The sequence below is a fragment of the Pseudomonas yamanorum genome, from assembly GCF_900105735.1.
GTDB classification, from domain to species: domain Bacteria; phylum Pseudomonadota; class Gammaproteobacteria; order Pseudomonadales; family Pseudomonadaceae; genus Aquipseudomonas; species Aquipseudomonas yamanorum.
Genome location: NZ_LT629793.1, coordinates 4,245,801 through 4,259,902, shown reverse-complemented (window position 1 = coordinate 4,259,902; position 14,102 = coordinate 4,245,801). Strand labels below are relative to the sequence as shown.

The window sequence follows — 14,102 nt, the reverse complement described above, 5'->3', positions numbered from 1 at the left end:
CGGGGTCATGCAGGTGCACACTATCAGTTGAACAAGCTGTAGAAGAATAGACGGATGCTATCCCACACGCGTCGGAAGATACCACCTTCGTCGACGGCGTCCAGAGCGATCAGGTCGGCGCTGTGCACCACCTTGTCGTCCAGCTTCACTTCGACCTTACCGATGACATCGCCCTTGGCGATCGGTGCGACCAGCTGCGGGTTCATGGTCATGCTGGCCACCAGCTTCTTGAGCTGGCCTTTAGGCATGGTCAGGGTCAGGTCTTCAGCCAGGCCGGCCTTGACTTGATGGGTCGCGCCTTTCCACACAGGGGCTTGAGCCAGCTCGGTGCCTTTCTGGTAGAAGGTCTGGGTTTCGAAGAAACGGAAGCCATAGGTCAGCAGCTTCTGCGTCTCGGCCGCACGGGCCTGCTCGCTGTTGGTACCGAATACCACGGCAATCAGGCGCTGGCCGTCACGGACAGCGGACGACACCATGCAGTAGCCCGCTTCGTCGGTGTGACCGGTTTTCAGACCATCGACGGTCTTGTCACGCCACAGCAACAGGTTGCGGTTAGGTTGCTTGATGTTGTTCCAGAAGAACTCTTTCTGGGAGTAGATCGCGTAGTGCACCGGGTCGACACGAATGATCGCGCGGGCCAGGATGGCCATGTCGTGAGCCGACGAGTAGTGCTCCGGATTCGGCAGGCCGGTCGGGTTCATGAAGTGGCTGTTGGTCATGCCCAGGTCGGCCACGGTTTTGTTCATCATGTCGGCGAACGCGTCTTCGCTGCCGGCGATGTGCTCGGCCAAGGCCACGCTGGCATCGTTACCGGACTGGATGATGATGCCGTGCAGCAGGTCGCTGACAGTCACCTGCGAACCGACCTTGATGAACATCCGCGAACCGCCGGTGCGCCAGGCGTTTTCGCTGACGGTCACCGGATCGTTTTCACCGATCTGGCCGCGACGGATTTCCAGGGTCGCGATGTAGGCAGTCATCAGCTTGGTCAGGCTGGCTGGGGGCAGGCGCTGGTCACCGTTGTTCTCCACCAGCACGTTGCCGCTGGCGGCGTCCATCAGGACCCAGGCCTTGGCAGCCAGTTGCGGGGAAGCTGGCACCATTTCAACCGCCCAGGCGGCCGGGGTGATGATCAGCGAAAGAAGCAGGCACGTGCGTTTGGCTAAGGTGGTGATGTTCATCCGTCTCTCGAAATTGCTTATGGAAACTTGCCCTCGCGGGCAAAACTATTCAGACAGCCCGTCGCCAGACTGTCGCGTGTTCGGTTGTACGCCCACCCCTTGCCCCTGGGTTTTTATTGTTCAACGAGCCAACAACCAAGGCTCAAACCCGCATGCGAGCCTGAGCCATCAATCCTTTGTACTGCTTATTCGGCGGTGACCACGCTGGGTTGCCCCAGGTTGGCCATGCGCACACTGTTCTGCACTTGTGCAACTTCGCTCGGCGAGCCGATCGGCCCCATGCGCACACGGTGCAAGGTTTGCTGGTTACGCACAATAGAGCTGATAAACACCGGCGCACTGACCATTCCGCTGAGCTTGGACCTTAACAGCTCTGCCGCGTCAGGGTTGGCGAAAGCGCCCACTTGCAGGTACTGGCCGCCCACGGTAGAGGCTCCCGGCGCTGCATGGGGGATGACGACCGTGTCCGGGGCATGCTGCGCCGGTGGCGGTGTCCACTGCTCGATCTTGCCGGCCGAGGCGGTAACTTGTGGTTGCGGGGTTTGCGGTTCGTTGAGCATCAACGGCGCCGGCTTGCCACGCTGGGCCCAATACTGGGCAGGGTCGATACCTTCAACCTTCACCCGCGCCGTGCCGATCTCGGCATAACCGAGCTTCTTCGCGGCGGCGTAGGACAAGTCGATGATCCGGTCCGAATAGAACGGCCCACGGTCATTGACCCGCAGGATCACCGAGCGGTTGTTGTCCAGGTTGGTCACGCGTACATAGCTGGGCAGTGGCAGGGTCTTGTGCGCCGCGCTCATGCCGTACAGGTCATACACTTCGCCGTTGGCGGTGTTCTGGCCATGGAATTTGGTCCCGTACCAGGACGCCGTACCCGATTGCACGTAGGTCTTGGAGTCTTGCAGCGGGAAGTAGTTTTTGCCCAGCACGGTGTAAGGGTTGGCCTTGTAAGGACCGGTGTGCAGGGTCGGCGTGGCATCCGGGATTTTCGACACATCCACATCCCACCACGGCGCGCCGTCTTTGTGGGCGCGGTTGATATCCAGCCCCGGTTGAGAGCGGATGGCCGTGCCACCGGACTTTTGCACCGGTGCACGACTGGTGGAGCAACTGACCACCAATAACGACAATGCGGCGTAAGCCACCAGCTTCAGGGGTTTGTACATCGGTGATACCGGCATTACTTGACGCCCCGTGCTTGGACCAGCATGTCTGACAGCTGATGCACGGCCATGGCGTACATCACACTGCGGTTATAACGCGTGATTGCGTAGAAATTCTTCAGGCCCATCCAATATTCCGGGCCATTTTCGCCTTCGAGGCGGAACGCCGTCACCGGCATATCATCGCGTGGCGCATTCTGACTCGACCAGCCCAGCGCCCGCAACTCCCCCACTGTCTTGACGGGCTCGATACCCTGGGTCAGGCCTTCGTCGGCGCTGTCACCGGTCACATCGGCGCGAATCACCACCGGCTCGCCGGCTACCCAACCGTGACGCTTGAAGTAGCTGGCGACGCTGCCGATGGCGTCATCGGGGTTGCTCCAGATATTGATATGGCCGTCGCCGTCGAAATCCACGGCGTAGGCGCGAAAGCTGCTCGGCATGAACTGCGGCAAGCCCATGGCCCCGGCGTAGGAACCCTTGAGGGTCAACGGGTCGACCTGCTCTTCACGGGCCAACAACAGGAATTCGCGCAGCTCTTTGCGGAAGAATTCGGCGCGCGGCGGGTAATCAAAGCCCAGGGTCGACAAGGCGTCGATCACCCGGTAGCTGCCGGTGTTGCGGCCGTAGAAGGTTTCGATGCCGATGATGGCTACGATCACTTGGGCCGGAACCCCGTATTCCTGCTCGGCGCGGGCCAGTACGGCTTCGTGCTGGCGCCAGAAGTCCACACCACGCGCCACGCGGGCGTCGGTCAGGAACATCGGGCGATATTCCTTCCACTGCTTCACGCGTTCGGCGGGCCGGGAGATGGCGTCGAGAATTGCCTGCTTGCGCTGGGCCTCGCGGAACACGCCCATCAGCTGTTCACCGGCGAAACCATAGTCACGGGTCATCTCACCGACAAATTCGGCGACCTGGGGCGAGCCGTCGTAGTCGCCGGCCTGCGCTTCCTGCACAGCGGCCCCCAGCAGGCCCAACAGGCCCATCCAGGACACGTGCCGAGCAGCCCAGCCGCGCATTACTTGCATTGACATCTTCACCTTATTCAAACCTGTGCGATCCACTTACGATGGGTATGGATCGACATCAAAACCCCAAACGCTGACATCAATGTCACCAGCGAAGTTCCGCCGTAGCTAATGAACGGCAACGGCACCCCAACCACCGGCAACAGGCCACTGACCATACCGATGTTGACGAAAACGTAAACAAAAAACGTCATGGTGAGGCTGCCGGCGAGCAATTTGCCGAACAGCGTTTGCGCCTGGGCAGTAATCACCAGGCCACGACCGATCAGCAGCAAGTAAATCAGCAACAGTGCGCAGATGCCCACCAGGCCGAACTCCTCGCCCATCACCGCGATAATAAAGTCGGTGTGGCTTTCCGGCAAAAAGTCCAGGTGCGACTGGGTGCCCAGCAGCCAGCCCTTGCCGAATACGCCGCCGGAACCGATGGCAGCCTTGGACTGGATGATGTTCCAGCCGGTGCCCAGCGGATCGCTCTCCGGATCGAGGAACGTGAGGATTCGCTGCTTCTGATAGTCGTGCATGAAAAAGAACCACATGGCCACGGCCACCGGCACGGCGGCGGCCAGCACGCTGAGGATCCAGCGCCAGCGCAGCCCCCCCATGAACAGCACGAACGCGCCGCCCGCGAGGATCAGCAGCGAGGTGCCGAGGTCGGGCTGGCGCACGATCAGGATAAACGGCACGCCGATCAATATCAGGCTGATGCCCACGTGCTTGAGCTGCGGCGGCAATGTGCGTTTTGACAGGTACCAGGCGATGGTCGCCGGCATCAGGATCTTCATGAATTCCGACGGCTGGAAGCGAATCACCCCCGGGATGTTGATCCAGCGGGTGGCACCCATGGCGTTGTGCCCCATGACATCCACCACCACCAGCAGCAACACCCCGGCGACGTACCCCAGCGGCACCCAGCGCGCCATGAAGCGCGGCTCCAGCTGAGCGATCACCACCATCGACAACAGGCCCAGGCCAAACGAAGACGCCTGCTTGATCAGCAGGTCCCAGTTTTTGCCACTGGCCGAATACAAAACAAACAAGCTGCCGGCCGCGAGGGTCAGCAGCAGGATCAGCAACGGGCCATCAATGTGCATGCGCTGCAGCAAGGTGGCGCGACGGCGCATCACATCCTCGCTGGAGAGGATGCGGTCAAAATTACTCTTCACGGGCCGTAGCCTCCACGCTGGATGGGGTGCCGCCATATTCGGGCTTGAGCTTGCCGTCTTCGGTCAACAGCCAGGCATCCATGACTTGACGCACCACGGGTGCTGCCACGCCGGAACCGGATTCACCGTTCTCGACCATCACCGCCACGGCGATCTTCGGGTTGTCGGCCGGGGCAAAGCCGACGAACAAGGCGTGGTCACGGTGGCGCTCCTGAACCTTGGAGCGGTCGTACTTCTCACCCTGCTTGATCGCGACCACCTGGGCCGTACCGCTCTTGCCGGCAATCCGGTATTGCGCGCCGGCCGCCGCTTTACGCGCGGTACCCCGGGCGCCGTGCATCACTTGCTGCATGCCGTGGTTGACCTTGGTCCAGTCGGACGGGTCGCGCAGCACAATGTCGGGAATCGGGTTTTCATCCACCGGGCGTTCGCCCTCGATGGTCTTGGCCAGGTGCGGACGGTTCCATACACCCTTGTTGGCCACCAGCGCGGTGGCCTGGGCCAGTTGCAGCGGCGTGGCCTGCATATAGCCCTGGCCGATCCCCAGAATCAGGGTTTCACCTGGGAACCACGCCTGTCGACGGGTTGCTCGCTTCCACTCGCGGGACGGCATCAGGCCTGGGGATTCTTCGAACATGTCCAGGGAGACTTTCTGACCGAGGCCGAACTTGCCCATGTACTCCGACAGCCGATCAATCCCCAGCTTGTGGGCCAGGTCATAGAAGTAGGTGTCGTTGGACCGCATGATCGCCGTGTCCAGGTCCACATAGCCGTCGCCGGTACGGTTCCAGTTACGGTATTTGTGATCGTAATTGGGCAGCATGTAGTAGCCGGGGTCGAACACGCGGCTCGACGCCGTGACCACACCCGAGTCCAGGCCGGCAATGGCTACCGCCGGCTTGATGGTCGAACCCGGTGGATACAGGCCGCGCAACACACGGTTGAACAACGGACGATCAATGGAATCGCGCAGCTCGGCGTAGGCCTTGAAGCTGATCCCGGTGACAAACAGGTTCGGGTCAAAACTCGGCTGACTGACCATCGCCAGCACTTCGCCTGTGCTCGGGTCCAGCGCCACCACGGCACCCCGACGCCCGCCCAGGGCCATCTCCGCCGCTTCCTGCAACTTGATGTCCAGGCTCAGCACGATGTCCTTGCCGGGCACCGGATCGGTACGCTTGAGCACCCGCAGCACGCGTCCACGGGCGTTGGTCTCGACTTCCTCGTAACCCACCTGGCCATGCAGTTCCGGCTCGTAAAAACGCTCGATGCCGGTCTTGCCGATATGGTGGGTGCCGCTGTAGTTGACCGGATCGAGGGTCTTCAGCTCTTTCTCGTTGATCCGGCCCATGTAGCCGACCGAATGCGCGAAGTGCGCCCCTTGCGGGTAGTGCCGCACCAACTGCGCCACCACTTCCACACCCGGCAGTCGGAACTGGTTCACCGCGATCCGGGCGATCTGCTCTTCGGTCAGCTCGAACAGGATCGGCACTGGCTCAAACGGCCGGCGCCCCTGCTTCATGCGTTTCTCGAAAATCACCCGGTCTTCCGGTGTCAGTTGCAGCACCTCGACGATCACATCGAGGATCTGCTGCCAATCGCCGGAACGTTCGCGGGTCATGCTCAGGCTGAAGCTGGGCCGGTTATCCGCGACCACCACGCCATTGCGGTCGAAAATCAGCCCACGGGTCGGCGGAATCGGCTGCACGTGCACCCGGTTGTTTTCCGACAATGTGGAGTGATAGTCGTACTGGATCACCTGCAGGAAATACAGGCGCGCAATCAGCACCCCCAGCAACGCCACCACCAAAATCGCGCCAAACACCACCCGCGCGCGTACAAGACGTGCGTCTTTCTCGTGGTCCTTGATGCGGATCGGCTGGGTCATCAGGCAGGGCGCAGATTATTTGTGGTAAGGGTGCCCGGACAGAACTGTCCAGGCGCGATACAGCTGTTCACCGATCAGAATTCTTACCAGCGGGTGCGGCAGTGTCAGGGGCGACAGCGACCAGCGCTGATCCGCCCGCGCGCACACTTCCGGCGCCAGCCCCTCGGGGCCGCCGACCATGAAGTTGACCGTGCGCGAATCCAGGCGCCAGCGATCCAGTTCCACCGCCAACTGCTCGGTGCTCCAGGGCTTGCCGTGCACTTCGAGGGTCACGATCCGCTCGTTGGGCCCGACCTTGGCCAGCATGGCTTCGCCTTCCTGACGGATAAAGCGGGCCACGTCGGCATTCTTGCCCCGGGTGTTGAGCGGTATTTCCACCAGTTCCAGCGCCAATTCGGATGGCAGGCGCTTGGCATATTCATGCCAGCCTTCTTCCACCCACTTGGGCATGCGTGAACCGACAGCGATCAGACGCAGGCGCACAGCCGTTCCTTATTCCTGGTCTTTGTTGAGCTTGTCGAAGTGCGCGTGGCCGACTTCAGGGCTGTGGTGCTTGCCATCCGCAGCACGGCTCTGCTCGGCGCCTTTCCACAGACGCTCAAGGTCGTAGAACTGACGGGCGTTGCTGGTCATCATGTGAACGATCACGTCGTCCATGTCCAACAGTACCCAGTCGCTGTCGCCCTTGCCTTCTTCACCCAATGGCTTGACGCCCTGGGCTTTGACCGCTTCGCGTACCTTGTCCAGCATCGCGCCGATCTGGCGGTTGGAGGTACCGGTGGCGATGATCATGAAGTCGGTGATGCTCTGCTTGTCGCGCACGTCCAGGACTTGAATGTCCTGAGCCTTCACGTCTTCCAGGGCAGCCACGGCAACCTTGACCAGCTCTTCGCCGGCCAGCTCAGGGCCGGTGTGGGCTTCTACTGGCAGAGGAGCGCTCTTGAACGTGCCTTTGCGCTTAACTTTGCTTACGTCTTTGTTCGTCATATAAAACTCGTTTTGCTCGTATGTTCGGGCGCTCGCTGCACGACTGTTCGTGCGTTCAAGCGCGCCTTTTCAGTTCGACGCACGGTAAAGCCCGTGCGCATCGATGTAGGCCAGGACCGCGTCAGGCACCAGGAAACGTACCGACTTCCCGCTGGCCAGCAGTTGACGGATCTGGGTGGCAGACACCGCAAGCGGGGTTTGCCAGACGAATGCAATATTCCCGCTCGGCCCGGTCAGGGCCAAAGGGTCACTTACCGACCGCGCTGCCAGCAGGTTGCGCAAGGCATCCGGCGATTCTGCGTCGGCATCCGGGCGTTGCAGCACCAGGATGTGGCAATGCTGGAGCAACTCTTCCCAGCGGTGCCAAGTGGGCAGGCCGCAAAACGCGTCCCAGCCCAAAAGTAGAAATAACTGGTCATCCGCGGCCAACTCGGCCCGCATCAGTTCCAGGGTGTCGACAGTGTAGGACGGTTTGTCGCGTTTGAGTTCGCGGTCGTCCACCACCAGTGGTGCGATGCCGGCCACCGCCAGGCGGACCATCTCCAGGCGCTGCTGCGCAGACACCTGCGGCGTGTCGCGATGGGGCGGCCGGGCATTCGGTGCCAGGCGCAACTCATCCAGCCCGAGGGCGTCCGCGACTTCCAGAGCACTGCGCAAATGGCCGATGTGCACGGGGTCGAAGGTGCCGCCGAGCAGCCCGATGCGTTTACCCATCAAGTGCGCACATGACCGTCACCGAACACCACGTACTTCTCGCTGGTCAGCCCTTCCAGGCCAACCGGGCCGCGTGCGTGGAGCTTGTCGGTGGAGATACCGATCTCCGCCCCCAGGCCATACTCGAAGCCGTCGGCGAAGCGCGTCGAAGCGTTGACCATCACCGAAGCGGAATCCACTTCGTTGAGGAAACGCCGAGCGTCGCTGAAATGCTCGGTGACAATGGCGTCGGTGTGCTTGGAGCCGTATTGGTTGATGTGTTCGATGGCCTGATCCAGGTCGTCGACAATGCGGATCGACAGGATCGGCGCCGTGTATTCGGTGTACCAGTCTTGCTCGGTGGCTTCAATCACGTCGCTGCCGAGGATCGCCCGGGTACGTTCGCAGCCGCGCAGTTCAACGCCCTTGTCGCGGTAGATGGCAGCCAGCGGCGGCAGCACGCGATCGGCAATGCCGGCGTGCACCAGCAGGGTTTCCATGGTGTTGCACGGGGCGTAGCGGTGGGTCTTGGCGTTGTCGGCGATGCGGATCGCCTTGTCCAGGTCGGCAGCGATGTCGATGAACACGTGGCAGACGCCATCCAGGTGCTTGATAACCGGCACCTTGGCATCACGGCTCACGCGCTCGATCAGGCTCTTGCCGCCGCGCGGCACGATCACGTCAACGAATTCAGGCATGGTGATCAGCGCACCAACGGCAGCGCGGTCAGTGGTCTCGACTACTTGCACCACTTCGGCCGGCAGCTCGGCTACGGCCAGGCCCTGCTGAATGCACGCGGCGATGGCACGGTTGGAATTGATGGCCTCGGAGCCGCCCCGCAGGATGGTGGCATTGCCGGACTTGAGGCACAGGCTTGCGGCGTCGATGGTCACGTTCGGGCGCGACTCATAGATGATGCCGATCACGCCCAGGGGCACGCGCATCTTGCCCACCTGGATACCCGAGGGCAGGTAGCGCATGTCGCGGATTTCACCGATGGGGTCAGGCAGCTTCGCCACCTGGCGCAAACCTTCGATCATGTCGTCGATGCGTTCCGGCGTCAGCGCCAGGCGATCCAGCAAGGCAGGCTCCAGACCATTTGCCCGGCCGTTGGCCAGGTCTTGCTCGTTGGCGGCGGTCAGCTCGGAGCGCGAAGCATCCAGAGCGTCGGCAGCCGCCAGCAAGGCGCGGTTCTTCTGCGCCGTGCTCGCACGGGCGATCAACCGCGAAGCCTGACGGGCAGCGCGACCCAGGCGGGTCATGTAGTCAAGAACGGACTCAGTCATGGTCTGGTGGGGTCTTGGCAAAGAGGAAAGCGGCAGATTATAGCTGTGACGCCGTCCTACGGACAGCGGTGAGGGGCGGATGGTCGAAATGAACTGTAAAAACCCGACGTTCAGCGGGAATTAAGGCTGGAGTTGTTATCATCCTGTCACATTTAGCTGCATTACCTTTGATCGCCATGTCCAGTTTTTCGCCACTGATCCCCGCCAACGCCCTGCCCGACGGCTTTTTCGACCGTGACGCGCAACTGCTCGCGCGCGAATTGCTGGGAAAAGTCATTCGCCACCGTGTCGGTGATTTGTGGCTGTCGGCGCGAATTATCGAAACCGAAGCCTATTACCTCGCCGAAAAAGGCAGCCACGCGTCCCTCGGCTACACAGAAAAGCGTAAGGCTTTGTTTCTGGATGGCGGCCACATCTATATGTACTACGCCCGTGGCGGTGATTCGCTGAACTTCAGCGCCCAGGGCCCAGGCAATGCGGTGTTGATCAAATCGGCCTATCCGTGGGTCGACGAAGTGTCCGGCCCGGCCAGCCTGGCGCAAATGCTGTTGAACAACCCGGACGCCAGCGGCAAGCCGCGCCCCTCGCAAAAGCTGTGTGCCGGCCAGACCTTGCTGTGCAAGGCGCTGGGTTTGAAGGTGCCGATGTGGGATGCCAAACGCTTCGACCAGGAGCGGCTCTACGTGGAAGACGTGGGGCTTGCGCCGGCGCAGATCATCCAGACCACCCGCCTGGGCATCCCCGGCGGGCGCGATGAACACCTGATGTACCGATTCGTGGATGCCGGGTACGCGCCGTATTGCACACGGAACCCGCTGCGCCGGGGCCAGGTCGAAGGCCGCGACTATTTTTTGATTTGAAACACACTAGCCCCCCTGTAGGAGCGAGCTTGCTCGCGAAGAACCCGAGAGCGCCGCGCAAAACCAGATAGCCCGCGTTAGCGTTAACGACTTTCGCGAGCAAGCTCGCTCCTACAGAGGGGGCAATATTCACAAAGGGAGTTTGATTGTATGGGCCCATGGCTCGATGGCATTACCGGCTGGCTGACCCTGAACCCGCAATGGCTGGCCGTAGCGGTGTTTATCGTGGCGTGCGTGGAGTGCCTGGCCATTGCCGGCCTGATCGTACCGGGTACGGTGTTGCTGTTTGCCATCGCCGCATTGGCCGGCAGCGGCGCACTGTCCCTGGGAGAAACCCTGTTACTGGGCTTCCTCGGTGGTGTGGTGGGCGATGTGGCTTCCTACTTCCTCGGTCGCCATTTCCACCAGAACATCCGGCGCCTGCCCGGCCTGCGGCACCACCCTGAATGGATGAGCGGCGCCGAGACTTACTTCCACAAATACGGCATTGCGAGCCTGCTGGTAGGACGCTTCATTGGCCCGCTGCGGCCGATGTTACCGATGGTTGCGGGCATGTGCGACATGCCCTTCCCACGCTTTGCTGCCGTGAGCCTGCTGGCCGGCGCGGGATGGTCGGTGGCGTATCTGCTGCCGGGCTGGGCCACCGGCGCGGCCTTCCGCCTGCCACTGCCCGAAGGTTTCTGGCCGGAGGCCGGGATTGTCGCCGCGTGCCTGGCGGTGCTGATCGGTGTGAGCCTCAACAGCAGCCTGCGCGGCCACCGGCGCGCCACCCTGTGGATTGGCTGCATCGGCGGCACATTGCTGCTCGCGCTGTTTATCGGCTATCCCTACCTGAACGACTTTGACCAAGGCTTGATGGCGCTGGTGCAGGAACACCGCGGCCCGGCGATTGATCGGGCGATGGTGATGGTGACCCAGCTCGGCGAGTTCAAGAAGATGTTTGTGGCCAGCGCCGTGTTGACCGGCCTGCTGGTAGTGGCGCGGCAATGGCGCCAGGCAATCTTTGTTGGCGCCACCCTGCTGGGCGCTGCGCTGATCAATACCGGGACCAAGCTGTTTTTTGCGCGGATGCGCCCTGAAGTGCTGACCGACCCGCTCACCAGCTTCAGCATGCCCAGCGGCCATGCGTCCGGCTCGTTCGCATTCTTCCTGGCATTGGCAGTGCTGGCCGGCCGTGGTCAGCCGACCCGCCTGCGCCTGACCTGGCTGGTGCTCGGCTGCATCCCCGCCGCCACCATCGCCATCTCCCGGGTCTACCTGGGCGCGCATTGGCCAACAGACATTCTGGCCGGCACTCTGCTGGCAATGACGGTCTGCGCCTTCAGCCTGACGCTAAGCCAGCACCGCAGCCCGCTGCCACCGATGCCGCCGAAAGTCTGGTGGCTGATCTTGCCGGCGTGTGGCGCGGTGCTCGGGTTCATTGCGTTTACCGGCACCTCCCACGCGCTGCTCAGGTACGCCTACTGAGTAAACAGTTCACCCTGCAACTCATCCAACAACAGCTGGATCGCATCCAGACGCTGTTGCGGGTCATCGAGTTGCAGCAGGTCGATCTTGTCAGCCTCGGTAAAGGGCAGCAGATACGCCAACTGATTGGCCAAGGCCTGCTGGCCATCGGCGTGGGTGCCCATGTCCAGGGACGCCACCATCGGGTGCTCGGCCAGGGCATGGAGCAACGCCAACAAGTCGGCGTCTTCCTCTTCCAGGGGCTGCTCGGGATGTTCGTCCAGCCATTGCACCTCAGCCACCAGCAGTTGGTCTTTCTGCACACCGGCATCACGCACACGGAAGCGCCGACCGCCCTCGACCCGAATCCCCAGCAGGCCATTGTCCTGCTGCTTGAAGTCGCGGATCAGCGCTTCGCAGCCAATCAACGCATAGCCATCCGGCGCAAGCCCGACTTCCTTGCCGTCGAGGATGCACACCACGCCAAAGCTTTCGCCCTTTTTCATGCAGCGGCTGATCATGTCCAGATAGCGGGCCTCGAACAATTGCAGGTCGAGGGTGCACCCGGGAAACAGCACGGTATTGAGCGGGAAAAGCGCCAGACTCATAAAGGTTTCCTTAAACCCGACTTAAATAACCAGCGACACGGCCAACGGCAAGAACACCGCCGTGGCCACGCCCATCAAACTCATGGCCAGCGCCGCAAAGGCGCCGGTCTCTTCGCTTTCCTGCAAGGCCACCGAGGTACCCACCGCGTGGGCGGTCATCCCCAGCGCCATGCCGCGCGCCTCGGGGCTGTGCACGCCCAGACGCGATAAATACGCCGGGCCGATCATCGCGCCGATCACTCCGGTGATCAGCACAAACACCGCCGCCAATGCCGCCACGCCGCCAATCTGCTCGGCCACCAGCATCGCAATCGGTGACGTCACGGACTTGGGCGCCATGGTCATCAGCATCATGTGTTCAGCGCCAAACCACCAGCCCAGCAGCACGCACAGGCCGGTCGCCAATACGCCTCCCACCACCAGCGTAGTAAAAATCGGCCAGAACAATTGGCGAATCCGTCGCAGATTCAGGTAAAGCGGCACCGCCAGGGCAACCGTCGCCGGGCCCAGCAGGATGCTCATGATCTCGGTGCTCTTGCGGTACTCGACGTAGGTCAGGCCGCAACTGAGCAACACGCCGATCACCAGCAGCATCGACACCAGCACCGGCTGCAGGAAAATCCAGCGGGTTTTCTCGAAGCCGGCCAGCACCAGTTGATAGGCGCCAAGGGTGATGCCGATGCCGAACAGCGGGTGATGGATGACCGCCGTCCACGCGCCGTGCCAGTCGAAGATCATTGATCCTTCTCCTTGCGCTTGACCATCTGCTGCATCAGCACGCCGACAAAGCCCATGGCAATCACCAGCGACAAGACCAACGCGCCGACGATGGCCCAGAAGTCGGCGGCGATGTCCTTGGCATACACCATCACGCCGACCGCAGGCGGCACCAGCAGCAACGGCAAATAACGAAGAAGACTGCTGGCCGCCAGGCTCAGGGGTTCACCGACTTCGCCGCGCCACACCAGAAAGGCCAGCATCAGCAGCAGCCCGATAATCGGCCCCGGCAGCACCGGGACAAACAAATGATTGATCGCCGTGCCGAGCAATTGAAACAGCACCAGCCATGTCAGACCGCGTAACAGCATCCGTTCTTCCCCCCCAAAAGCGTGTCGGCATTATAAGCACGCCGCCTCTATGGAACGGCATTCGCCAAAAGCATGGTGGGTTGACCGGGCCAAGTCCCCGTGATGATCTACATTGGTTCTCTGGACCTGTCCAAAAATACAAAACGATGAAGCCAATCGAACAAAGAAGGAGAGTCGCAATGCCCTCAGTACCCGTAGAGCAACTCAAGGATTATGTCGGCAAGGAACTGGGACGTTCCGCATGGCTCACCATCGACCAGGAGCGCATCAACCTGTTCGCGGAGGCCACCGGCGATTTTCAGTTCATCCACGTCGACCCGGTGAAAGCCGCCAAGACGCCGTTTGGCAGCACCATCGCCCACGGTTTCCTGTCGCTGTCGCTGATACCCAAGCTGATCGAAGACATCCTGATCATGCCCGAAGGCCTGAAAATGGCCGTCAACTATGGCCTGGACAGCGTGCGCTTCATTCAGCCGGTGAAGGTCGACTCCAAAGTGCGTCTGGCCGTGACCCTCACCGCCGCCACCGAGAAAAAACCCGGGCAATGGCTGCTTAAGGCCACCTGCACCCTGGAAATCGATGGCCAGGAGAAACCGGCGTATATAGCCGAGTCGTTGTCACTCTGCTTCGTCTGAGCCTGGCTGTGGTGAGCCCGTCTGCTCACCACAATTCATGTAAATTTATGTATAGATCTCGCAGCTGCGG

The 14,102-nt window shown here is 61.6% G+C and carries 15 protein-coding genes; 3 read left to right on the top strand and 12 right to left on the bottom strand.

What is annotated here, in order from left to right; all coding sequences use genetic code 11:
- Nucleotides 1-23 precede the first annotated feature (23 nt).
- The 9 genes from BLU46_RS20060 to BLU46_RS20020 form a co-directional block, all read right to left on the bottom strand.
- Nucleotides 24-1,181 (bottom strand): D-alanyl-D-alanine carboxypeptidase family protein, encoded by a 1,158-nt coding sequence (locus tag BLU46_RS20060; protein WP_017476252.1) that lies wholly within the window; start codon nt 1,179-1,181, stop codon nt 24-26.
- Between the two features lie 185 nt (nt 1,182-1,366).
- Complete coding sequence (locus tag BLU46_RS20055) at nt 1,367-2,365, bottom strand: septal ring lytic transglycosylase RlpA family protein (protein WP_063026906.1); 999 nt, start codon at nt 2,363-2,365, stop codon at nt 1,367-1,369.
- Nucleotides 2,365-3,378: a lytic murein transglycosylase B gene (gene mltB, locus BLU46_RS20050; protein WP_093204746.1), complete on the bottom strand. Its 1,014-nt coding sequence runs from the start codon at nt 3,376-3,378 to the stop codon at nt 2,365-2,367. The genes BLU46_RS20055 and mltB overlap by 1 nt, the downstream gene beginning before the upstream one ends.
- Nucleotides 3,379-3,395: 17 nt before the next feature.
- On the bottom strand, nt 3,396-4,499 hold the full coding sequence (gene rodA / locus BLU46_RS20045) for a rod shape-determining protein RodA (protein ID WP_050543221.1): 1,104 nt from the start codon (nt 4,497-4,499) through the stop codon (nt 3,396-3,398).
- Between the two features lie 31 nt (nt 4,500-4,530).
- On the bottom strand, nt 4,531-6,429 hold the full coding sequence (gene mrdA / locus BLU46_RS20040) for a penicillin-binding protein 2 (protein ID WP_063026904.1): 1,899 nt from the start codon (nt 6,427-6,429) through the stop codon (nt 4,531-4,533).
- 15 nt (nt 6,430-6,444) lie between these two features.
- Nucleotides 6,445-6,912, bottom strand: a complete 468-nt coding sequence (gene rlmH / locus BLU46_RS20035; RefSeq protein ID WP_003185785.1) for a 23S rRNA (pseudouridine(1915)-N(3))-methyltransferase RlmH — start codon at nt 6,910-6,912, stop codon at nt 6,445-6,447.
- 9 nt (nt 6,913-6,921) lie between these two features.
- Nucleotides 6,922-7,416 (bottom strand): ribosome silencing factor, encoded by a 495-nt coding sequence (gene rsfS / locus BLU46_RS20030; RefSeq protein WP_003215432.1) that lies wholly within the window; start codon nt 7,414-7,416, stop codon nt 6,922-6,924.
- 69 nt (nt 7,417-7,485) lie between these two features.
- A complete protein-coding gene (nadD, locus tag BLU46_RS20025; RefSeq protein ID WP_003215431.1) occupies nt 7,486-8,130 on the bottom strand; it encodes a nicotinate-nucleotide adenylyltransferase in 645 nt (214 codons plus the stop codon).
- Entirely contained in the window at nt 8,130-9,395 is a 1,266-nt protein-coding gene (locus BLU46_RS20020; RefSeq protein WP_063026903.1) for a glutamate-5-semialdehyde dehydrogenase, read from the bottom strand. The genes nadD and BLU46_RS20020 overlap by 1 nt, the downstream gene beginning before the upstream one ends.
- Before the next feature lie 176 nt (nt 9,396-9,571).
- On the opposite strand from BLU46_RS20020, the gene BLU46_RS20015 reads away from it, so the two are divergent.
- Both BLU46_RS20015 and BLU46_RS20010 read left to right on the top strand, forming a co-directional pair.
- A complete protein-coding gene (locus BLU46_RS20015) occupies nt 9,572-10,255 on the top strand; it encodes a DNA-3-methyladenine glycosylase (protein WP_093204741.1) in 684 nt (227 codons plus the stop codon).
- 150 nt (nt 10,256-10,405) lie between these two features.
- Nucleotides 10,406-11,722, top strand: a complete 1,317-nt coding sequence (locus BLU46_RS20010; RefSeq protein WP_093204737.1) for a bifunctional DedA family/phosphatase PAP2 family protein — start codon at nt 10,406-10,408, stop codon at nt 11,720-11,722.
- Here the strand turns inward: BLU46_RS20010 and BLU46_RS20005 are convergent.
- The 3 genes from BLU46_RS20005 to BLU46_RS19995 are packed head-to-tail and all read right to left on the bottom strand — an operon-like array spanning nt 11,716 to nt 13,397.
- On the bottom strand, nt 11,716-12,309 hold the full coding sequence (locus tag BLU46_RS20005) for an LON peptidase substrate-binding domain-containing protein (RefSeq protein ID WP_017476259.1): 594 nt from the start codon (nt 12,307-12,309) through the stop codon (nt 11,716-11,718). The two genes, BLU46_RS20010 and BLU46_RS20005, sit on opposite strands and share 7 nt — an antisense overlap.
- 21 nt (nt 12,310-12,330) lie before the next feature.
- A complete protein-coding gene (locus BLU46_RS20000; protein WP_017476260.1) occupies nt 12,331-13,047 on the bottom strand; it encodes an LrgB family protein in 717 nt (238 codons plus the stop codon).
- Nucleotides 13,044-13,397 (bottom strand): CidA/LrgA family protein, encoded by a 354-nt coding sequence (locus BLU46_RS19995; RefSeq protein WP_017476261.1) that lies wholly within the window; start codon nt 13,395-13,397, stop codon nt 13,044-13,046. The genes BLU46_RS20000 and BLU46_RS19995 overlap by 4 nt, the downstream gene beginning before the upstream one ends.
- Nucleotides 13,398-13,576: 179 nt before the next feature.
- Between BLU46_RS19995 and BLU46_RS19990 the strand changes: the two genes are divergently transcribed.
- Nucleotides 13,577-14,032 (top strand): MaoC family dehydratase, encoded by a 456-nt coding sequence (locus tag BLU46_RS19990; protein ID WP_093204732.1) that lies wholly within the window; start codon nt 13,577-13,579, stop codon nt 14,030-14,032.
- Nucleotides 14,033-14,102 lie beyond the last annotated feature (70 nt).